This window comes from Blastococcus sp. CT_GayMR19, from assembly GCF_004570385.1.
In the GTDB taxonomy this organism is placed as follows: Bacteria; Actinomycetota; Actinomycetes; order Mycobacteriales; family Geodermatophilaceae; genus Blastococcus_B.
In genome coordinates, this window is sequence record NZ_SPQL01000006.1 from 1 (window position 1) to 20,382 (window position 20,382).

The window sequence follows — 20,382 nt, forward strand, 5'->3', positions numbered from 1 at the left end:
CCGCCCGGCGGCAGCCGCCGGCGGGCACCCCACGCCGACCCGGGGGGCCGCGGTGAGCACGCCCGAGCGGCCCCGGAGCGTCGTCCTGGCGGGTGGCGGCACGGGCGGGCACATCGAGCCCATGCTCGCGCTGGCCGACGCGCTGAGCCGCCGCGCCGACGGGGGAACCCCGGTCCGCATCACCTGCCTCGGCACCGCGCGCGGCATGGAGACCCGCCTGGTCCCGGCCCGCGGCTACGACCTGCGGCTGATCCCGCCGGTCCCGCTGCCCCGCAAGCCCACCGTCGACCTGCTGCGCGTGCCGACCCGGGTGTGGCGGGCGGTCGCGGAGACGCGCGCCGTCCTGGACGAGCTCGAGGCCGACGTCGTCGTCGGCTTCGGCGGTTACGTCGCCCTGCCGGCGTACCTCGCCGCTCGTCGTGGCGGACGGGGACGGGCGCGGATACCGGTCGTGGTGCACGAGCAGAACGCGCTGCCCGGGCTGGCCAACCGGATCGGCGCCCGCCTGGCCGCACGCGTGGCGGTGACCGCCCCGGGGACCCCGCTGCACCGGGCCGAGCACGTCGGCATGCCGCTGCGCCGGGCGCTCACGTCGCTGGACCGCGCCGCCTCCCGCGCCGCGGCCCGGGCGGAGTTCGGGCTGGACGCGGACCGGCCGACCCTGCTGGTCTTCGGGGGCTCGCAGGGAGCCGCCTCGCTGAACCGGGCGGCGGCCGGCGCCGCCGATGCTCTCACCGCGGCCGGCGTCCAGGTGCTGCACGCCCGCGGGCCGAAGAACACCGACGTGACGGTCCCGCCGCGCCCCGCGGGGAGCGCGCCCTACGTGGTCGTGGACTATCTGGAACGCATGGACCTCGCCTACGCCGCCGCCGACCTCGCGCTGTGCCGGTCCGGGGCGGTGACCGTGGCCGAGCTGTCCGCCGTCGGACTGCCGGCGGCCTTCGTCCCGCTCCCCATCGGCAACGGCGAGCAGCGGCGCAACGCGCTGCCCATGGTCGAGGCCGGCGGTGGGTTCCTCGTCGAGGATGCCGACCTCAGCTCCGACTGGATCGGGTCGACGCTCGTGCCGCTGCTCACCGACCCGGCCGCGCTGGCCGGCTACGCGCGGCATGCCGCGGCCGCGGGGGTCGCCGACGCCGACGAGCGGCTGGCCGACATCGTGCTGGCGGTGGCCCGATGAGCGGCGTCGGACGATGAGCGCCGCGGACGTGGCGGCGTGGACGGCGCCGGTGCCGAGCCTTCCCGAGCTGGGGGCGGTGCACTTCGTCGGCATCGGCGGGGCCGGGATGAGCGGCATCGCGCGCATCCTGCTGGCCCGCGGGGTGCGCGTATCCGGCAGTGACCGACGGGACACCCCCACCCTCCTGGCCCTGCGCGCGCTCGGCGCGCGGGTGGCGGTCGGTCACGACCCGGCGAACCTCGGGGACGCCGACACCCTGGTGGTCTCCACGGCCATCCGACCCGACAACCCCGAGCTCGTCGCCGCCCGGGAACGCGGGCTCGCCGTCCTGCCGCGGGCGGTGGCGCTGGCCGCGGTGATGGCCGGTCGGCGCAGCGTCGCCGTCGCCGGCACGCACGGCAAGACCTCGACCACCTCGATGCTGACCGTCGCCGTCCAGGCCTGCGGCGCCGACCCGTCCTTCGCGATCGGTGGCGACCTCAACGAGTCGGGGAGCAACGCGCACTCGGGCGAGGGTGACGTCTTCGTCGCCGAGGCCGACGAGAGCGACCGCTCCTTCCTGCTGCTCGCGCCCTTCGGCGGGATCGTGACCAACGTCGAGGCCGACCACCTGGACAACTACGGGGACCTCGCCGCGGTCGAGGCCGCGTTCGACACGTTCGTCGGCACGCTGCACCCCGACGGGTTCCTGGTCCTCTGCGCCGACGATCCTGGCGCCGCCCGGCTGAGCACCGTGCCGACGAAGGCGCGGCTGCGCACCTACGGCACGGCCGAGGGCGCCGACCTCCGGCTGCTCGACCTCCAGGTGGCGCAGGACGGCACCAGCTACACCGCGGTCCTCGACGGCCGGAAGCTGGGCCGGGTAGGGATCCAGCTGCCGGGCGAGCACATGGCGCGCAACAGCGCCGCGGCGCTGCTCGCCGGGCTCGAACTGGGGCTGCCCGCGGACGGGCTGATCGACGGACTGGCCCGGTTCGGCGGCGTGCACCGCCGCTTCGAGCTCAAGGGCGTGGCCGCGGGTGTGCGCGTCTACGACGACTACGCCCATCACCCCACCGAGGTCACCGCGCAGCTGCGGGCCGCCCGGGCGGTGGCCGGCGACGGCCGGCTGGTCGTGGCCTTCCAGCCGCACCTCTACAGCCGCACCCTGGAGTTCGCGGACGGGTTCGGCCGCGCGCTCGGGCTCGCCGACGAGGTCGTCGTCATGGACATCTACGGCGCCCGCGAGGACCCGGTGCCGGGCGTGACCGGCGCGATGGTCGCCGATGCGGTGCCGCTGCCCGCCGGCCGTGTCCTGTTCGAGCCGTCCTGGTCGGCAGCCGCCCCCGCCCTGGCGGCGCGCGCCCGGCCCGGCGACCTGGTGATGACCATGGGTGCCGGCGACGTGTCGATGGTGGGTCCGGAGGTGCTGGAGGCCCTGCGCAGCCACGAGCCCGGAGGGGACCACCCGGCGGGCGCGCTCCGGTGAGCCGCACGGGCACGACGACGCGGGACCGGATCGGCGGCCGCCGCCGGACGCAGGACCGCCGACCGTCGACGCCGGCGACCCCGCGGGCGCGCCGCAGCCGTCCCCGGCCCAGCTCACGCCGCCGGCGCGCGCTGCGGCTGGCCGCGGCGGTGCTGCTGCTGGCGGCGGCCCTGTGGTTCCTGTGGACCGGGCCGGTCCTCGCCGTCGGCACCGTGCAGGTGGACGGCGCGGGCAGCGTCTCGGCGGAGGAGGTGCGGAAGGCGGCCGGCATCGAGGCGGGGACGCCGCTCCTGCGGGTCGACGTCCGGGACGTCGAGGCCCGGGTCGCGCAGCTGCCTCAGGTCGCCGCCGTCGAGGTGACCCGTGGCTGGCCGCGCAGCGTCGTCATCACCGTGGTGGAGCGCATCCCCGTGGCGGTGGTCGGGCAGGTCGGACGACGGTCGCTCGTCGACGCCGACGGCGTGCTGTTCGACACCATCACGGGGGCACCCCCGCCCGGGGTGGTCCCGCTCGACGTCGCGGACCCCGGCCCGGACGACCCCGCCACCATGGCCGCACTCCAGGCGCTCGTGGCCCTGCCCGAGGAGGTCCGGGACGGGATCGACGGCGCCACGGTGGCCGGTCCGGAGGACATCACGCTCACGCTGACCGACGGCACGCTGGTGCGCTGGGGCGGCCCGGCCGAGTCGGGGAAGAAGGCCACGGTGCTGACCGCACTGCTCGACCGGATGGCGGACGAGGACCTGGAGCCGGCCGGCACGATCGACCTCAGCACCCCGGACGCGGTGGTGCTGCGCTGACTCGGAGCGCAGCATGGCCGGATGCCGACGTCCCCGCTCCCCGAGCCCGCCGCCCCCATCAGCCGGTTCCCCGTTCCGCTCCGGAAGGACCTGCCGCCGGAGCTGCGCGAGCGGTTCGACGCGGTCGAGGAGAAGTCGGGGTTCCTGCCGAACATCTTCGGCGCGCTGTCGTGGCGCCCGGCGGAGGCCGAGGCGTTCTTCGCGCTGCACGACGCGCTCATGGACAAGGAGACGCCCGGCCTGTCGAAGGCCGACCGCGAGGTCGTCGTGGTGGCCACCAGTGCCGCCAACGACTGCCTCTACTGCGTGGTGGCCCACGGCGCCATCGCCCGGATCCGGGCCCGGGACCCGTACCTCGCCGACCAGGTCGCCGTCGACTGGCGCAAGGCGCCCCTGGACACACGGATGCACGCGGTCGTCGAGGTCGCGGTGCGGCTCGCGGTCGAGCCGGCGACGGTGACGGCCCAGGACCTGGCGGACCTCCGGGGCCACGGACTGACCGAGGACGACGTGTGGGACGTCGGGGCGATCGTGTCCTTGTTCGCGCTGTCGAACCGGCTCGCCCACTGGGCGGCGATCCCGCCGAACCCGGAGTTCTACCTCCTCGGCCGGGTGCCGCGCGCCTGAGCTGGGAGGCGGCGAGGAGGAAGGAGCACGTGAGCCCCGCGATCGACACGCCGTCCAGCGCGACACGCCCGACACGCAACATCTCTTTGACGAGTTCCCGGTCTCGCTCCTGAGCCGGGTCTGCACCCGGGCATGAGACGTTTCCGGCGCGGGTCGTCACACCTCGTGGTGCCCAAGTGACCAACGAGTCGCCAGAGGTTCGTGCGATCCGGTCCCACCGACACGCCGAGCCGGGGAGGGTGTTTGTGGCGTCCTCCGGACGCCCCTAGCTTCGTCCAGGTCGAGCAAGTTGACATAACTGTAACGCTGAACTTGAGGATGAGGGTCCAGTTGGGGAGCGCCGCATGACACCTCCGCACAACTATCTAGCGGTCATCAAGGTCGTCGGCATCGGCGGCGGCGGGGTGAACGCGGTCAATCGCATGATCGAGGTCGGCCTCAAGGGGGTCGAGTTCATCGCCATCAACACCGATGCCCAGGCCCTGCTGATGAGCGACGCCGACGTCAAGCTCGACGTCGGTCGCGAGCTGACCCGAGGTCTGGGTGCCGGGGCGCAGCCGGACGTGGGCCGCCAGGCCGCTGAGGACCACCGTGAGGAGATCGAGGAGGTCCTCAAGGGGGCCGACATGGTCTTCGTGACGGCGGGCGAGGGAGGCGGCACCGGCACCGGCGGCGCCCCCGTCGTCGCGTCGATCGCGCGCAAGCTCGGCGCCCTGACCATCGGTGTGGTCACCCGGCCGTTCGCCTTCGAGGGCAAGCGCCGTGCGGTCCAGGCCGAATCGGGCATCGAGGAGCTGCGCAACGAGTGCGACACGCTCATCGTGATCCCGAACGACCGGCTGCTGCAGCTGGGGGACCGCAACGTCAGCGTGATGGACGCGTTCCGCACCGCCGACCAGGTGCTGCTCTCCGGTGTCCAGGGCATCACCGACCTGATCACCACGCCCGGCCTGATCAACCTGGACTTCGCCGACGTCAAGTCGGTCATGTCCGGGGCGGGCTCGGCGCTGATGGGCATCGGCAGCGCGCGGGGTGACAACCGGGCGCTGCTCGCGGCCGAGCAGGCGATCGCCAGCCCGCTGCTCGAGGCCTCGATGGAGGGCGCGCACGGCGTCCTGCTGTCGATCTCGGGCGGCTCGGACCTGGGCTTGTTCGAGATCAACGAGGCGGCCTCGCTGGTCTCGGATGCCGCGCACGCCGACGCCAACATCATCTTCGGTGCCGTCATCGACGACGCCCTGGGTGACGAGGTGCGGGTCACGGTCATCGCGGCCGGGTTCGACAGCGGCCGTCCGAGCACACGCAAGGACGCCGCCGCGGCGGTGCCGGGTGCAGCGGCAGGGGCGGCGCCCGCCGGCCTGCCCCCGTACCGCCGGCCCGTGAACGTCCCGGCGGTACCGCAGCCCGTGGGACAGCGGTCGGCACCGCAGCAGTCGGCGCCGGTGCAGGCCGACGGGGGAGCGGTGGCGTCCGCGCCGACCCGCGCCCCCCTGCCCCCGGTCGGGGGCGGCATCACGGTGCCGCCGCTGCCGCCGATGGCCGGCGCGGCGCACGGCCGTCGCCCGCTGTCGAACGAGGACTTCGAGGAAGAGCTCGACATCCCGGAGTTCCTGAAGCAGTGACGCCCGGTCCGTGCCCGGCAGCGGGCGCGTCCGGTCCGGGCGCCCCGTGAGTTCCTCCCCGGCCGCTCCGCCGTCGGCTCGACCCCGCAGGGTCGTCACCGATCGGCGGGGCGGCCGGTCCGCGTCCCCGTACGACTCGTTCAACCTGGGCGACCACGTCGGCGACGACCCGGCCGACGTCGCGGCCAACCGCGGGCGCGTGGCCCGGGAGCTGGGCGTGCCGGCCGACCGCCTCGTCTGGATGTCCCAGGTGCACGGCCCAGGAGTCGTGGTCGTCGACGGGCCGCAGGACGGGCCCCTTCCCGAGACCGACGCCGTGGTCACCAGCACCCCGGGCCTGGTGCTCTGCGTGCTGGTCGCCGACTGCGTGCCGGTGCTCCTGGCCGATCCCGTCGCCGGGGTCGTCGCGGCGGTCCACGCCGGCCGCGAGGGCGTGCGCCGGGGCGTCGTCCCCGCGACCCTCTCGGCGATGGCGAGCCTCGGGGCGCGGGCCCGCAACGTCAGTGCGCTCCTCGGGCCGGCCGTGTGCGGCGCCTGCTACGAGGTGCCCGAGCCCATGCAGGCCGAGCTGGCCCGCGTCGTCCCCGCCGCCGCCGTGGCCACCCGCCGGGGCACGCCGGGCCTGGACCTGCGTGCCGGTCTCGCCGAGCTGCTGACCCGCGCGGGCATCCCCGAGGTCGTCCAGGATCCGCGGTGCACCGTCGAGGACCCCCACCTCTTCTCCCACCGCCGGGACGGGGTGACCGGGCGGCAGGCCGGTCTGGTCTGGCTGGGCTGACGTCCCGCCCTGGCGGGCCCACTCCCGGGCCAGTGCGCGTTCCTGCTCTCGGTACCGAAAGCGGGGCCGTCGTCCTCCGCTTTCGGTACCGAAAGCGGACATCGGGAGCTGAGAGGATCGACGGCGTGGCCCGGCTAGAGGAGAACCTGCGCGGCGTCCGCGAACGGATCGCCGCCGCGGCCCGCGCGGCCGGGCGGGACCCTGCCTCGGTCGCGTTGCTCGCGATCAGCAAGACCTGGCCGGCCGACGACGTCCGTGCGCTGGCCGGGCTGGGCCAGCGGGACTTCGGCGAGAACCGGGCGCAGGAGCTGATCACCAAGGCCGCCGAGCTGGGCGAGCTCCCGGTGCGATGGCACTTCGTCGGCCAGCTCCAGCGGAACAAGGCCGCCGCGGTCGCACGCCTCGGCGCGGTCGTCCACTCGGTCGACCGGCCGTCCCTCGCGGGGGTGCTCGACCGGACGGGTCGGGAGACCGGCCGAGCGGTCGAGGTCCTGCTCCAGGTGGACCTCGGTGCCGGTGTCGCGGACGCCGGGGCCACGGCACCCCGCGGCGGGGCGGCCCCCGAGGACATCCCGGGGCTGGCCGATTCGGTCGCCGCAGCTCCCGGCCTCCGGCTCCGGGGGCTCATGGCCGTAGCGCCCCGGGGCGAGGACCCGGCGTCGGCGTTCGGGCGACTGGCGACCGTGGCCGCCCGGGTCCGGGCGGACCATCCGGAGGCGGTCGAGCTGTCGGCCGGGATGAGCGGCGACCTCGAGGCCGCGATCAGCGCGGGCGCGACGATCGTGCGTGTCGGAACCGCGCTCTTCGGGAATCGGCCCCTAGTCTCCGGAATCGAAGCTCACCAGTCACACGAGCCACAGACGCCCCGGACGTAACCGGGGGCCCTTGACGATTGCCGTACAGACGCGACGCTGAGGACACCAGCAGAGGGGGAGGTCCGATGGCTGGAGCCATGCGGAGAATGGGTATCTACCTGGGGCTCGTCGAGGACGACGACGCCCGCGGCTACGGCCGGTACGACGCCCGAGTCGCAGATCACCCGGAACACGACCGCCGTTACGGGAGATACGCGGACGACCGCTACGAGGGGCCCTACGACACGGACTACCCGACGGGCAACTACGTCGAGGACCTCGAGGCCCCGGCCCTGCCGCCGGTCCGCGAGCCCGAGCCCGTGTCCGTGCGCCGCGCCGGCACGGCCCGGCCGCTCGGCCTCGCCCCAGCAGCGGCGGGTGCCGGCCCGGTCCGGGTCGGTGCGATGAGCGGCGGAGCGGGCAACGGTGCGCTCGGCAGTGGACCGGTCGGAGCCACGGCCGCGAAGCTCGCCGTCCGTGAGCCCGTGGTGGCCGAGGCCCCGGCGCCCGCGCCCGCGCCGGCCCCGCAGCCCTACCGGATCACCACGCTGCACCCGCGGACCTACAACGAGGCGCGCACCATCGGCGAGCGCTTCCGCGACGGGATGCCGGTCATCATGAACCTCACCGAGATGGACGACGCCGACGCCAAGCGACTCGTCGACTTCGCCGCCGGTCTGTCCTTCGGCTTGCGCGGTAGTATCGAGCGAGTCACGGCGAAGGTCTTCCTGCTCAGCCCGCAGAACGTCGACGTGACCGCCGAGGACAAGGCCCGGATCCGCGAAGGTGGGTTCTTCAACCAGTCCTGATCTCGGGCGCGACGATGGACACGGCACGCGAGGTGCCCCGAACGAACGAGGACTGTGGCTCTCTTCTTGCAGATCGTCTCGTCGGTGCTGCTCGTCTTCCTGATCCTGCTGTTCGCGCGCTTCGTCGTCGACTGGGTGATGGTGCTGGCGCGCAGCTGGCGGCCCTCCGGGCTCGTCGCCGCCGGGCTCGAGGTCGTCTACAGCACCACCGACCCGCCGCTGAAGGCGGTCCGTAAGGTCATCCCGCCGTTGAACCTGGGGTCCATCAGACTGGACCTCGGGTTTATGGTGCTGTTGATCGCCGTGGTGCTCCTCAGGAGCTTTGCCGACTCCCTGGCGATCAGACTTGGCTGACTCCCCCGGGATCAGAGCCGCAGAATGGGAGTGGTCGCACCACCCCCGTCCGAGTACGTCCCTGTTCCTGCCGTTCGACCCGAGGTGACCCGCGATGCCACTGACGCCTGCCGACGTGCACAACGTCGTCTTCAAGAAGCCGCCGATCGGCAAACGGGGCTATGACGAGGACGAGGTCGACGCCTTCCTCGATGTCGTGGAGGCCGAGCTCGCCCGGCTGATCGAGGAGAACAACGAGCTGCGCTCCGCCGCGAGCCGGGTCGTCGCGCGGGTCGAGGAGCGTCCGGAGCCCGTGGTGGCTGCACCGGCGGCCATCGCGGCACCCCCGCCGCCCGTCGCGCCCCGGGAGGACGACAGCGCCCGCGCGTCCCGCATGCTCGCGCTGGCCACCGAGACCGCGGACCGCTACGTCAACGAGGCCAAGACCCAGGCCGAGCAGATGCTCAGCGGCGCGAAGAGCAACAGCGACCGACTGATGACCGACGCGCGCGCCAAGAGCGAGCAGATGGTCGCCGAGGCCAAGCACCGCGCCGACTCGATGATCGGCGACGCCCGCACCCGCGCCGAGACCCTGGAGCGCGAGTCGCGCGCCAAGGCGGCGAGCCTCGAGCAGGACGCCGAGCGCCGGCACACCGAGGCGATGAGCGGCCTCGAGGAGAAGCGCAGCAGCCTCGAGCGCAAGATCGAGGAGCTGCGGACCTTCGAGCGCGAGTACCGCACGCGTCTGCGGTCCTACCTCGAGTCGCACCTGCGTGACCTGGACAGCCGCGGCTCGGCCGAGCCCTCGGCCAACAGCCGGCAGCACGCCAGCGCCTGACCTCGGCGAACCACCCCGTCGCGGCAGTCGACGAGAGGGCCCCTGGACATCGTCCGGGGGCCCTCTCGCGTTCCCGGGGGCGGGGACGGCGGCGCGCCGCGCGCGAACGGGGCGGGCCGATTCCCTTCCGTCCTAGAGTGCCCACCGTGATCTTGGCTGCCGGACTGCTCGTGCTCCTCGGCCTGGGCCTCTTCGTCGCCGGCATCCTGACCGGCGCCACCGCGCTCTACTGGGGATGTGTCGCCGCCTGCGTGGTCGCGGCGGTGCTGCTGGTCGTCGCCCGGCGCCGGATCTCGGCGGCCGCGTCCGGTGGCACTCCGGCGGCGGCGAACGGGGCCCCGGCGGCCACGCCGGGCCAGGGGACGGCGGCGCCGGCCGGTGCCACGGAGCCGGCCGGCGCGGCCGCTCCTGCCGGGCCCGCGGCCCCGCCGGAGGACCTGCCCGACCCGGACGTGGAGGAGGTCGAGGTCACCGACCTGCTGCTGGTCGTCGACCTCAAGGACGAGGTGCTCGTCCTCGACGAGCACCCGCGCTACCACCTGGCCGACTGCGTGCACCTCCGGGGCCGGACACCGATCCCGCTGCCCGTCGACGAGGCGCGCACCGACGGGTTCACCCCGTGCGCGGTGTGCGAGCCCGACCGGAACCTCGCCCAGCGCGCCCGCGCCCGCAGGCACGCCACGGGCACCTGACCCCGGCCCCCTCTCCGCTTTCGGTACCGAAAGCGTGCGCCTCCCTCCCCGCTTTCGGTACCGAAAGCGGGGGGGGGGCGGCCTCAGCTGGTGGCGCGGGCCAGCCAGAAGCGGGAGCCCTCGGGGCCCTCGATGCCCGGGCCGTCGCCCGGCGTCCCGGCGTGCAGGGACACCGCGAGCACCTCGGCGGCGATCTGGGCGGCGTGCTCGGGAAGCGCCTCGGACATGGCGCCCTCGGCGGTCCACCACAGCTCGATGCGGTCGCTGACCTCCAGGCCGCTGGTCTTGCGGGCCTCCTGGATGAGCCGGACCGCCTCGCGGGCGAGACCTGCCCGCTCCAGGGCCGGGGTGAGCGTCAGGTCCAGGGCGACCGTGAGCCCGCCGCCGCTGGCCACGGTCCAGCCCTCGCGCGGCGTCTCGGTGACGATCAGATCGCCGTCCTCGAGCTGGACCGGGTCGCCGTCGACCTCGACCGAGGCCGTGCCGGCCCGGTAGGCGGCGGTCAGCTCCGCAGCATCCGCGCCGGCGACCGCCGTCGCCACGGCCTGGACCTGCTTGCCCAGCCGGCGTCCCACGGCGCGGAAGTCGACCTTGACACTCACGTCGACGAGCTCCCCGACCGCCGACAGCTCGACCAGTTCGGTCACGTTCAACTCGTCGGCGACCTCGGCCACCAGATCGCGCGGGAGGGCCGCCCAGCCCGGCGCGGCGACGACCGCGCGGGCCAGGGGCTGCCGGGTGCGGACCTTGGCCGACGTCCGGGCCGAGCGTCCGAGCTCGACCAGCCGGCGCACCAGGGCCACCTGGCGGACCAGCTCGTCGTCGCGGGCCGCCTCGTCGACCGCGGGCCAGGAGGCCAGGTGCACCGAGTCGGGGGCGTCGACCAGCCCCGGCGCGACCGCGCGGGCCCACACCTCCTCGGTGACGAACGGGGTGAACGGAGCCATCAGCCGGGTGAGGCCGTCGAGCACCTCGTGCAGGGTCGCCAGGGCGGCCGGGTCGCCGTCCCAGAAGCGGCGGCGGGACCGGCGGACGTACCAGTTGGACAGGTCGTCGACGAAGCCGGCGAGCAGCCGGCCCGCGCCCTGGGTGTCGAAGTCCTCCAGCGCGTCGGTCACCGCGGAGGTGACCGAGGCCAGCTCGGCGAGGGCCCAGCGGTCGAGCAGCGGACGCCCGGCGCGGTCCGGGGCCGGCGACGCAGCCGGATCCCAGGCGTTGGCCTCGGCGTACAGGGTGAAGAAGCTCGCGGTGTTCCAGTAGGTGAGCAGCACCTTGCGCACGACCTCGGACAGCGTCTCGTGGCCCACGCGCCGCGCCGACCACGGCGAGCCGCCGGCCAGCATGAACCAGCGGACGGCGTCCGCGCCGTGCCGGTCCATCAGCGGGATCGGCTCGAGGATGTTGCCCAGGTGCTTGCTCATCTTGCGGCCGTCCTCGGCGAGGATGTGGCCCAGGCAGAGCACGTTCTCGTAGGAGCTCTTCTCGAACACCAGCGTGCCCACGGCCATCAGCGTGTAGAACCAGCCGCGGGTCTGGTCGATCGCCTCGCAGATGAACTGCGCGGGGTAGGCCGCCTCGAACTGCTCCCTGTTGCGGTGCGGAGCCCCCCACTGGGCGAACGGCATCGACCCGGAGTCGTACCAGGCGTCGATGACCTGCCGGACCCGGCGGAAGGTGCCCTCCTCGCCGGGCAGCATGAACGTGACGTCGTCGATGAACGGCCGGTGCGGATCGAGGTCGGAGAGGTCCCGGCCGGTCAGCTCCGACAGCTCGGCCAGCGAGCCGACGGCGACCAGCCGCGTGGGGTCGGCGTCGTTGCGCCAGATCGGCAGCGGCGTCCCCCAGTACCGGTCGCGGGAGAGCGCCCAGTCGACGTTGTTGTTCAGCCAGTCGCCGTAGCGGCCCGTCTTGATGTTCTCGGGGTACCAGTTCGTCCTGTCGTTCTCGGCGAGCAGCTTGTCCTTGATCGCGCTGGTGCGGATGTACCACGAGGGCTGCGCGTAGTACATGAGCGGCGTGTGGCAGCGCCAGCAGTGCGGATAGCTGTGCTCGTAGCGCTGTTCCCGCCACAGGACGCCGCGCTTCTTCAGGTCCTCCACCAGCGTCGGGTCGGCGGCCTTGAAGAAGTGCCCGCCCACCAGGGGGACGTCGCCGAGGAAGTGGCCGGTGCCGTCGATCGGGTTGACCACCGCCATCCCGTAGCTCCGGCAGACGGCGAGGTCGTCGGCGCCGAAGGCGGGGGACTGGTGCACCAGGCCCGTGCCGTCCTCGGTCGTCACGTACTCGGCGAGGACGACGTAGTGCGCGTTGTCGTCCGGGAACTCGACGAGCTCGAACGGGCGCTGGTAGGTCGTCCGCTCCCAGTCCCGCCCCACGGTGCGGGCCAGCACCTCGACGTCGTCGTCGCCGAGCACCGACGCCAGCAGCGGCTCGGCCACGACGACCGTGTCGTCCCCGCGCCGGGCGACCACGTAGGTGACCTCGGGGTGGACGGCGACGGCCGTGTTCGACGGCAGCGTCCACGGCGTCGTCGTCCAGACGAGCAGGTCGGCCTTCCCGGCCCACTCGCCGCTGGTGACCGGCAGCCGGACGTAGACCGACGGGTCGGTGAGGGTCTCGTAGCCCTGGGCGACCTCGTGGTCGGACAGCCCCGTGCCGCAGCGCGGGCAGTACGGCGCGACCCGGTGGTCCTCGACCAGCAGCCCCTTGTCGAAGACCTGCTTGAGCGACCACCAGACGCTCTCGATGTAGGCCGGATCCATCGTCCAGTAGGCCGTGGACAGGTCGACCCAGTAGCCCATGCGGCGGGTGAGGTCGGAGAACGAGCCGACGTGCCGTTCCACCGACTCGCGGCAGCGGGCGTTGAACTCGGCGATGCCGTACCGCTCGATGTCGGGCTTGCCGGCGAAGCCGAGCTCCTGCTCGACGGCGATCTCGACGGGCAGGCCGTGGCAGTCCCAGCCGGCGCGGCGGGGGACGTGCCAGCCCTGCATGGTCTTGAACCGGGGGAAGACGTCCTTGAACGCCCGCGCCTCGATGTGGTGGGTGCCGGGGCGGCCGTTGGCCGTGGGCGGTCCCTCGTAGAAGTTCCACTGCGGCCGCCCCTCCGAGGCCTCCAGCGACCGCGCGAAGACCTTGTCGGCCTCCCACCGCGCCAGGATCCCCTGCTCCAGCGCGGGCAGGTCGACCTGAGGGGGCAGCGCGGCGAACGGACCGGCGGGGGAGGGAACACTCACGGGCCCATTCTCCCCGAGCCGCCAAACACACCTCCGGTGGGGAACCCGACGCCTCCGGCGGGGCACGGGTCGACCGCCCGCCCGCGCCCCGCCGGGCCGCCGGCGGCGGGGTTCCGGCCGGGCGGCCAGGCGCTCCGAGCCTGAGCCGGCGCCGTAGGAAAGACTGACTCCCATGAGGGGAGCCCGGTGAACACCGACGTCACCGTGGCCCTCGCGATCGGCGCGATGGTCGTCCTCGTGGCGGCGATCGCCCTCCGGGTCGCCGACCGGGCCGGCCTGCCCAGCCTGCTGCTGTACCTCGCACTGGGCATCGCCCTCGGCGAGGGGGGCGCCGGAGTCCAGTTCGAGGACTTCTCGCTCACGCAGACCCTCGGCGTGGCGGCCCTCGTGGTGATCCTCGCCGAAGGTGGCCTGACCACCCGCTGGGGCGACGTGCGCCGGGCCGTCGGGCCCGGCCTGACCCTCGCGACCGTCGGCGTCGTGGTCAGCGTCGGGGTGACCGCGGCCATCACGGTCTGGCTGCTCGAGTTCAGCTGGGGGTACGCCCTGCTGCTCGCGGCGGTCATCAGCTCGACGGACGCCGCGGCCGTCTTTGCCACGCTCCGCCGGCTGCCCCTACCGCGTCGCATGGCGGCGTCGCTGGAGGCGGAGAGCGGGCTCAACGACGCCCCCGCCATCCTCCTCGTCGCGGTCCTGGCCGAGCAGCTCACCGGCGGCGAGACGCACGCCTGGTGGGTGACCGCCCTGGAGATCGTGGGGGAGTTGCTGGGGGGCACGATCGTCGGCCTGCTCATCGGCTTCGGCGGGGTCCAGCTGCTGCGTCGCTCGGCGCTGCCGCTGTCGGGCTTCTACCCCCTGGCCACCCTCGCCCTCTGCGTGCTCGCGTTCTCCTCGGCCGATCTGCTGCACACCTCGGGCTTCGTCGCCGTCTACCTGTGCGGCCTCGTCCTCGGGAACGCCAAGCTGCCGCACCGGTCGGCGTCGATCGGCTTCGCCGAGGGCATGGCCTCGCTGGCCCAGATCGGCTTGTTCGTGCTGCTGGGGCTGCTGGTCTCGCCCGGCCGGCTGGACGACGCGGTCGGCCCGGCGTTGCTCGTCGGGGGCGCGCTGCTGCTGGTGGCCCGCCCGCTGTCGGTGGTGGTGAGCCTGGTCTGGTTCCGGTTCCCGTGGGCCCAGCAGATCTTCATCTCCTGGGCGGGCCTCCGGGGGGCGGTTCCCATCGTGCTGGCGACCTTCCCGCTGACCGCGCAGGTGCCGGGGGCGGCGTTCGTCTTCGACACGGTGTTCGTGCTCGTCGTCGTCTTCACGCTGGTGCAGGGCTGGTCGCTCCCGTGGGTCGCCCGCCGCCTGGGGATCGCCACTCCGCTGACGCCGCGCGACGTCGCGGTGGAGTCCACGACTCTGGACGAGCTCGACGCCGACCTGATGCAGATGACCGTGCCTCCCCGGTCCCGGCTGCACGGCGTGTACCTGCCGGAGCTGCGCCTGCCGGCGGACGCCGCCGTGGTGCTGATCGTCCGGGACGGGCGCTCCTTCGTCCCCGACCACACGACCCGCTTCATGCGCGGCGACCAGGCGCTCCTGGTGTCTGCCCGGCGGTCGCGCCCCGAGGCCGAGCGGCGGCTGCGCGCGGTCAGCCGGGCGGGGCGACTGGCCAGCTGGCGCGGCGAGACCGGCTCTGCGACCGAGCTCGACTGAGAGCCGTGCGCACCGAAGGCGAGCCGGCCGCCGCCGGCCTGACCCCTGGCGAGCTGTTCGAGGGCGGGACGGAACCCTCCTGGTGGGCGGACCGGTGGGCGGCGCTGCCGCGCGGCGGCCGCCGGCTCGTCGTCGGGCTCGCCGTCCTCGTCCTGCTCGGCGGGGGTGTCGCCCTCGTCCGGAACTGGATGGCCGAGCGCGAGCTCCGGCAGGCCGTCGAGCTGACTGCGACGGTCGGCGTCTGGAGCTCGTCGACGAACCGGCCCGGAGGCGAGGTGGGCTTCTTCGTGCTGGTCGGCAACGACGGCCCCCTCCCCGTGTCGGTGACGTCGGTGACCGCCGCGGGTGACGGGGTGCAGGTGCGCATGCGGGACGACGGTGCCCGGCCGGTCGCACCCGGGCAGCAGATCGAGATCCCGCTGTCGGTGCGGCTCACCTGCGTCCCGGGCGCCGGCGAGGCGCGACCGTCGCTGGACGGCGAGATCGGGGTCCGCCGGGACGACGGCGGTTCGACGTCCCGGCCCGTCGCACTGCGGCCGGCCACCCCGGTCCTGGACGTCGCGGCGACGCTCTGCGGGGTGCGCCCGGACCTGCGCGACCACGAGCTGTCCGGGCCGGTCCTGCGCTCCCCGGGCGACGGCTAGGAGACCGGGTCCGGGCGGTCCGGGTCACCGCTGCATAACGGAAACCCCCAGGGGGGCCACTCCTGTGGCGTCCCTCACACCTGCGTGCCATGGTTCCGGAGGACGCACCGGGCGACGCCACGACCAGCGGATTTCCGCCGGTCGCGAGCGGTCATGTGCTCGGTGAATAGGCACAGCTGAGAGGACGCCACATGGCCGCCATCACGTACGAGAACGCGACCGTGCAGTACCCGGGTGCCGAGCGGCCGTCGGTGAACGCGTTGAACCTCGACATCGCCGACGGTGAGTTCCTCGTCCTGGTGGGCCCGTCGGGATGTGGCAAGTCCACATCCCTGCGTGCCCTCGCCGGGCTGGAGAACGTGACCGACGGGGCGATCCGGATCGGGGACAAGGACGTCACGCACCTCGCGCCGAAGGACCGCGACATCGCGATGGTCTTCCAGAACTACGCGCTCTACCCGCACATGACGGTCGCCGACAACATGGGCTTCGCGCTGAAGATCTCCGGCATGAAGAAGGACGAGATCCGCAAGCGCGTCGAGGACGCCGCGAAGATCCTCGACCTCGAGACCTACCTCGACCGCAAGCCGAAGGCGCTGTCGGGTGGTCAGCGGCAGCGCGTCGCGATGGGCCGGGCGATCGTCCGCAGCCCGCAGGCGTTCCTGATGGACGAGCCGCTGTCCAACCTCGACGCCAAGCTCCGCGTGCAGACCCGCACCGAGATCGCCGCGCTGCAGCGCCGGCTCGGCACGACGACCGTCTACGTCACCCACGACCAGGTCGAGGCCATGACCATGGGCGACCGGGTGTGCGTGCTCAAGGACGGCTACCTGATGCAGGTCGACACCCCGCGCAACCTCTACGACCGTCCGGACAACGTCTTCGTCGCCGGCTTCATCGGTTCCCCCGCGATGAACCTGATCGACGTCGACCTCGACGGTCAGGGTGCGGTCCTGGGCGGCCGGTCGTTCCCGCTCCCGCGGGAGACGATGTCGGCGCTGGCGGCCGACGGCTCGAAGAGCGCGACGCTCGGGTTCCGGCCGGAGAGCGTGAAGCTGGTCGGCGAGGGCGAGGGCTTCCCGTTCGAGGTGGTCGTCGTCGAGGAACTCGGCTCGGACGCCTTCGCCTACGGCACGCTGCACACGACCCGCTCCAAGGAGGGCGACAAGCTCATCACCCTGCGCGTGGACGCCCGCAAGCCGCCCATGAAGGGCGAGACCATCCACATCCAGATCGACCCGAACGAGGCGCACGTGTTCTCGGCCGGGAGCGGACTCCGCGTCTCCGGTGACGCCGCCGCACGCGTCACCAGCGGAGCCTCCCGGGTCTCCCAGGCCTGACCACCTGTCCACGGCCTCCGGCCCCGACCAGCCACACGTCCACCCCGGTGTCAGCTGAGTCTGCTGACCGGGAGTTCCCTCGACCAAGCAAGTGTCCGAAGGAGTGCACATGCGCATCAGATCGACTCTCACCACGACCGCGACGCTCGGCGCCGCCGCCGTCCTGACGGCCGGCTGCCTGAGCGAAGGCGGCGGTGGTGGCGGCGGCAGCGGCAACACCAGCAACACCATCGAGGTCATGTACGCCTTCGCCGGCGAGCAGGAGGCGGGCTTCCAGGCCGAGGTCGAGGCATGGGCCGCGGAGAACGACGTCACCGTCGAGTTCTCCCAGACGGGCAACTTCAACCAGCTGATCAACACCCGCGTGCAGGGCAACGACGCGCCGGACGTCGCGCTCTTCCCGCAGCCGGGCATCATGACCGACCTCGCCGGCGAGGGCCTGCTGGCCGACCTCACCGACGTCGTGGACCAGGCCGACCTGGACGCGATGATCCCGGGTGCGCTGGAGACCGGGCAGGTGGACGGGACGCAGTACGCGGTCCCGATGAGCATCAACGTCAAGAGCATCGTCTTCTACCCGAAGGGGGCTGCGGAGGCCGCGGGCCTCACCGAGCCGCCGGCGACCCTCGAGGACCTGCAGGCGCTGACCGAGGGCATCGCGGCCACCGGCACGACGCCCTGGTGCTTCGGCATCGAGTCCGAGGCGGCCACCGGCTGGCCGGCGACGGACTGGGTCGAGAACCTGATGCTGATCAACTACGGCAGCGAGACCTACAACGAGTGGGTCAATCACGAGATCCCGTTCAACGACCCGCAGGTGGTCGACGTCCTGGAGCAGATGGAGGGGTTGCTCCTGGAGGAGGGCCGGACGAACGGTGGCCGGCAGTCGATCGCCAGCAGCAACTTCAACACCGCGGCCAACCCGATGTTCGACGAGCCCCCGGGCTGCTACATGTACCGGCAGGGCAACTTCGTGGCCACGCCGGGCAACTTCCCGGACGACGTCATCGCGGACATCGACAACCAGGTCGGCGTCTTCCCGATGCCGGGCCTGACCGCGGAGGACAAGCCGGTGCTCGGCGGCGGCGACCTGGCCGGCATCTTCAGCCAGGAGAACGAGTCCGCTCAGAAGCTCGTCCAGTTCCTCTCCTCGGCGGAGTTCGGGACGAACGGCTACGCCGAGAACGGCACGTGGTTCTCCGCACGCACCGACTTCGACACCAGCCTGTACGCGAACGAGGTGATGAAGTCCATCGGCGACATCGCCTACTCGTCGACCGAGTTCGTGTTCGACGGCTCCGACCAGATGCCGGGCGAGGTCGGTTCGGGCTCCTTCTGGCGGGAGATGACCGCCTACATCAGCGGCGGCACCGACGCCAAGACGGCCCTGGACAACATCGAGGCCAGCTGGCCGCAGTGAGCTGAGCAGTAGCCGGGGTGCCGGGCGGTTCGCCGCCCGGCACCCCGGATCCCTCGTCCTCGCCCGCCCCCGACGGGAGGCTCCCCGTGACCATCAAGGTCCTCAACGCTCTGCTCGCCGTCCTCGGTGGCGTGGCCGGCGCGATCGTCCTCTACTACCTGCTCAACAAGCTGGCCGAACTCCTGCCGGGCAAGTGGGAGGACCGGGTCAAGCCGTACCTGTACCTGCTGCCGGCGCTGGCGGCCATCGGCCTCTACCTGATCTATCCGACTATCCAGACGTTCGTCTACAGCTTCGCCAATGCGCGCAGCACCGAGTTCGTCGGGTTCGACAACTACATCAACCTGCTCGGCTCCTCGGGCTTCCAGAACACGCTGTTCAACACGTTCCTCTGGATCCTGATCGTCCCGGCGGGGGCGATCATCCTCGGCCTGCTGATCGCGACCCTCGCCGACCGGCTCAAGCCGAAGGGCGAGAAGTTCTCGAAAACGCTGATCTTCCTCCCGATGGCGATCGGGGCGGTGAGCGCCGGCGCCATCTGGCGGTTCGTCTACGCCAGCAACCCGCCCACGCAGGACCAGATCGGGTTGCTCAACGGGATCGTCACCGGCTTCGGCGGGGAGCCGGTGAACTGGCTGCAGATCTCGGGTTTCCGGTTCAACAGCCTGCTGCTCATGGTCATGCTGCTCTGGTTGCAGGCCGGTTTCGCGATGGTCCTCCTCTCGGCCGCGATCAAGGGCGTGCCGACGGAGACCCTCGAGGCGGCCCGCCTGGACGGCGCCGGTGAGGGCGCGATCTTCTTCCGGATCGTGATCCCGCAGATCCGGACGACGCTGATCACCGTCTTCATCACCGTCCTGATCGGCGTGCTGAAGACCTTCGACATCGTCTACGTGATGACCAACGGCAACTTCAACACCAACGTCATCGCCGTCGACTTCTTCAACCAGCTGTTCACGAACAACAACGCCGGCTACGCCGCGGCGATCGTCGTCATGCTGCTCATCATCATGATCCCGGTCCTGGTGTTCCAGGTCCGTCAGTTCCGTGCCGAGGAGGCCGCCCGATGAGCGGAACGCAGGCGGTCACGCCCACGCCGGTCCAGCTCCCCAAGGAGACGCCGTACGCGGGCAAGGCGGGGCGCCGTCGTGGGGTCGCCGAGGTGGGCAAGTCGCCGCTGTGGGTCCGGATCGTCCTCGCGCTGATCTGCATCGCCTGGGTGGTCCCGACGTTCGGCCTGGCGATCACGTCCTTCCGCGGTCAGGAGGATGCGACCACGTCGGGCTGGTGGACGATCTTCACCACGCCGGCCAACTTCACCCGGCTGACCTTCGAGAACTACAGCGAGGTCTTCACCCGGGCAAACATGGGAGAGGCGTTCGTCAACAGTCTGGCGATCACCATCCCGGCGACGATCATCCCGATCCTGATCGCCGCGTTCGCCGCCTACGCGTTCACCTTCATGCAGTTCCCCGGCCGCGACCTGCTGCTGATCGTCATCGTCGGCCTGCTCGTGGTGCCCACCCAGGTGGCGCTCGTCCCGCTGCTGAAGATCTACGGGACGCTGGGGATGAACGGCACGTTCCCCGCCGTCTGGCTGGCCCACGTCGGGTTCGGCATGCCCCTGGCGGTGTACATCATCCGCAACTACATGGCCACGCTGCCCAGGGAAGTGATCGAGTCGGCGAAGATCGACGGGGCCAGCCATTTCCAGACCTTCTGGAAGCTGATCCTGCCCATGTCGACGCCGGTGCTCGCGTCGTTCGCGATCTTCCAGTTCCTCTGGGTGTGGAACGACCTGCTCAACGCGCTGGTCTTCGTCGGACCCGGGAACAACCAGCCGTTGACGATCGCCCTCGTCCAGCTGCTCGGTCAGCAGGGGCAGGGGTGGCAGCTGCTCACCGCGGGCGGGCTCTTCACCATGATCGTCCCGATCCTGGTGTTCCTGTCCCTGCAGCGGTACTTCGTCCGCGGCATGACCGCCGGCGCGGTCAAGGGCTGACGGCGGCCGTGCCGGGTCCTTCCCACCGGCGTTCGCAGGAC

Annotated in this window: 18 protein-coding genes; 17 read left to right on the forward strand and 1 reads right to left on the reverse strand. The window is 72.5% G+C overall.

Translation table 11 applies throughout. The annotated features are described in order from the left end of the window. The first annotated feature begins 121 nt into the window (after positions 1-121). The 11 genes from E4P39_RS09945 (at position 122) to E4P39_RS09995 (ending at position 10,001) form a co-directional block, all read left to right on the forward strand. Complete coding sequence (locus tag E4P39_RS09945) at positions 122-1,180, forward strand: UDP-N-acetylglucosamine--N-acetylmuramyl-(pentapeptide) pyrophosphoryl-undecaprenol N-acetylglucosamine transferase (RefSeq protein ID WP_245159771.1); 1,059 nt, start codon at positions 122-124, stop codon at positions 1,178-1,180. A 13-nt stretch (positions 1,181-1,193) separates the two neighbouring features. Continuing rightward, positions 1,194-2,648, forward strand: coding sequence for a UDP-N-acetylmuramate--L-alanine ligase (gene murC, locus E4P39_RS09950; RefSeq protein WP_135136380.1), 1,455 nt, complete (start codon positions 1,194-1,196; stop codon positions 2,646-2,648). Continuing rightward, positions 2,645-3,448, forward strand: a complete 804-nt coding sequence (locus E4P39_RS09955; RefSeq protein ID WP_135136381.1) for an FtsQ-type POTRA domain-containing protein — start codon at positions 2,645-2,647, stop codon at positions 3,446-3,448. The genes murC and E4P39_RS09955 overlap by 4 nt, the downstream gene beginning before the upstream one ends. A 21-nt stretch (positions 3,449-3,469) precedes the next feature. Beyond that, entirely contained in the window at positions 3,470-4,075 is a 606-nt protein-coding gene (locus tag E4P39_RS09960; RefSeq protein ID WP_135136382.1) for a peroxidase-related enzyme, read from the forward strand. Between the two features lie 344 nt (positions 4,076-4,419). Beyond that, on the forward strand, positions 4,420-5,697 hold the full coding sequence (gene ftsZ, locus E4P39_RS09965; RefSeq protein WP_135136383.1) for a cell division protein FtsZ: 1,278 nt from the start codon (positions 4,420-4,422) through the stop codon (positions 5,695-5,697). Positions 5,698-5,743: 46 nt separating this feature from the next. Beyond that, positions 5,744-6,475, forward strand: a complete 732-nt coding sequence (gene pgeF, locus E4P39_RS09970) for a peptidoglycan editing factor PgeF (protein ID WP_135136384.1) — start codon at positions 5,744-5,746, stop codon at positions 6,473-6,475. 125 nt (positions 6,476-6,600) lie between these two features. Further along, complete coding sequence (locus E4P39_RS09975) at positions 6,601-7,350, forward strand: YggS family pyridoxal phosphate-dependent enzyme (protein ID WP_135136385.1); 750 nt, start codon at positions 6,601-6,603, stop codon at positions 7,348-7,350. A gap of 65 nt (positions 7,351-7,415) precedes the next feature. After that, positions 7,416-8,138, forward strand: coding sequence for a cell division protein SepF (sepF, locus tag E4P39_RS23190; protein ID WP_135136386.1), 723 nt, complete (start codon positions 7,416-7,418; stop codon positions 8,136-8,138). Positions 8,139-8,222: 84 nt separating this feature from the next. Further along, positions 8,223-8,492 carry a YggT family protein gene (locus E4P39_RS09985; protein ID WP_245159748.1) on the forward strand — a complete coding sequence of 90 codons (270 nt, stop codon included), beginning with the start codon at positions 8,223-8,225 and terminating at the stop codon, positions 8,490-8,492. Positions 8,493-8,586: 94 nt separating this feature from the next. Further along, positions 8,587-9,309 (forward strand): DivIVA domain-containing protein, encoded by a 723-nt coding sequence (locus E4P39_RS09990; protein ID WP_135136388.1) that lies wholly within the window; start codon positions 8,587-8,589, stop codon positions 9,307-9,309. A gap of 146 nt (positions 9,310-9,455) precedes the next feature. Further along, on the forward strand, positions 9,456-10,001 hold the full coding sequence (locus E4P39_RS09995; RefSeq protein ID WP_135136389.1) for a hypothetical protein: 546 nt from the start codon (positions 9,456-9,458) through the stop codon (positions 9,999-10,001). Between the two features lie 83 nt (positions 10,002-10,084). On the opposite strand, the gene ileS is transcribed toward E4P39_RS09995, so the two are convergent. After that, positions 10,085-13,237 carry an isoleucine--tRNA ligase gene (gene ileS / locus E4P39_RS10000; RefSeq protein WP_209306463.1) on the reverse strand — a complete coding sequence of 1,051 codons (3,153 nt, stop codon included), beginning with the start codon at positions 13,235-13,237 and terminating at the stop codon, positions 10,085-10,087. Between the two features lie 186 nt (positions 13,238-13,423). Here ileS and E4P39_RS10005 point away from each other — a divergent pair, with 186 nt between their 5' ends. From E4P39_RS10005 to E4P39_RS10030, 6 genes are all read left to right on the forward strand, one after another. Further along, on the forward strand, positions 13,424-14,935 hold the full coding sequence (locus tag E4P39_RS10005) for a potassium/proton antiporter (protein WP_135136390.1): 1,512 nt from the start codon (positions 13,424-13,426) through the stop codon (positions 14,933-14,935). A 5-nt stretch (positions 14,936-14,940) separates the two neighbouring features. Next, the gene (locus E4P39_RS10010; RefSeq protein WP_135136391.1) at positions 14,941-15,579 is read left to right on the forward strand and encodes a hypothetical protein; all 639 of its coding nucleotides are present in this window, start codon (positions 14,941-14,943) and stop codon (positions 15,577-15,579) included. Positions 15,580-15,770: 191 nt separating this feature from the next. Further along, positions 15,771-16,919 carry a sn-glycerol-3-phosphate ABC transporter ATP-binding protein UgpC gene (ugpC, locus tag E4P39_RS10015; RefSeq protein WP_135136392.1) on the forward strand — a complete coding sequence of 383 codons (1,149 nt, stop codon included), beginning with the start codon at positions 15,771-15,773 and terminating at the stop codon, positions 16,917-16,919. A 109-nt stretch (positions 16,920-17,028) separates the two neighbouring features. After that, positions 17,029-18,339, forward strand: a complete 1,311-nt coding sequence (locus tag E4P39_RS10020) for an ABC transporter substrate-binding protein (RefSeq protein ID WP_135136393.1) — start codon at positions 17,029-17,031, stop codon at positions 18,337-18,339. 86 nt (positions 18,340-18,425) lie between these two features. Next, positions 18,426-19,409, forward strand: coding sequence for a sugar ABC transporter permease (locus tag E4P39_RS10025; RefSeq protein WP_135136394.1), 984 nt, complete (start codon positions 18,426-18,428; stop codon positions 19,407-19,409). Further along, complete coding sequence (locus E4P39_RS10030) at positions 19,406-20,341, forward strand: carbohydrate ABC transporter permease (RefSeq protein WP_135136395.1); 936 nt, start codon at positions 19,406-19,408, stop codon at positions 20,339-20,341. The genes E4P39_RS10025 and E4P39_RS10030 overlap by 4 nt, the downstream gene beginning before the upstream one ends. The last annotated feature ends 41 nt before the right edge of the window (positions 20,342-20,382 follow it).

Coding starts and splice junctions, on each gene's coding strand:
- E4P39_RS09945 (WP_245159771.1), top strand. CDS start 122: ATGCTCGCGCTGGCCGACGCGCTGAGCCGCCGCGCCGACGGGGGAACC.
- E4P39_RS10020 (WP_135136393.1), top strand. CDS start 17,029: ATGCGCATCAGATCGACTCTCACCACGACCGCGACGCTCGGCGCCGCC.
- ugpC (WP_135136392.1), top strand. CDS start 15,771: ATGGCCGCCATCACGTACGAGAACGCGACCGTGCAGTACCCGGGTGCC.
- E4P39_RS10030 (WP_135136395.1), top strand. CDS start 19,406: ATGAGCGGAACGCAGGCGGTCACGCCCACGCCGGTCCAGCTCCCCAAG.
- E4P39_RS09960 (WP_135136382.1), top strand. CDS start 3,470: ATGCCGACGTCCCCGCTCCCCGAGCCCGCCGCCCCCATCAGCCGGTTC.
- ftsZ (WP_135136383.1), top strand. CDS start 4,420: ATGACACCTCCGCACAACTATCTAGCGGTCATCAAGGTCGTCGGCATC.
- sepF (WP_135136386.1), top strand. CDS start 7,416: ATGGCTGGAGCCATGCGGAGAATGGGTATCTACCTGGGGCTCGTCGAG.
- E4P39_RS09990 (WP_135136388.1), top strand. CDS start 8,587: ATGCCACTGACGCCTGCCGACGTGCACAACGTCGTCTTCAAGAAGCCG.
- murC (WP_135136380.1), top strand. CDS start 1,194: ATGAGCGCCGCGGACGTGGCGGCGTGGACGGCGCCGGTGCCGAGCCTT.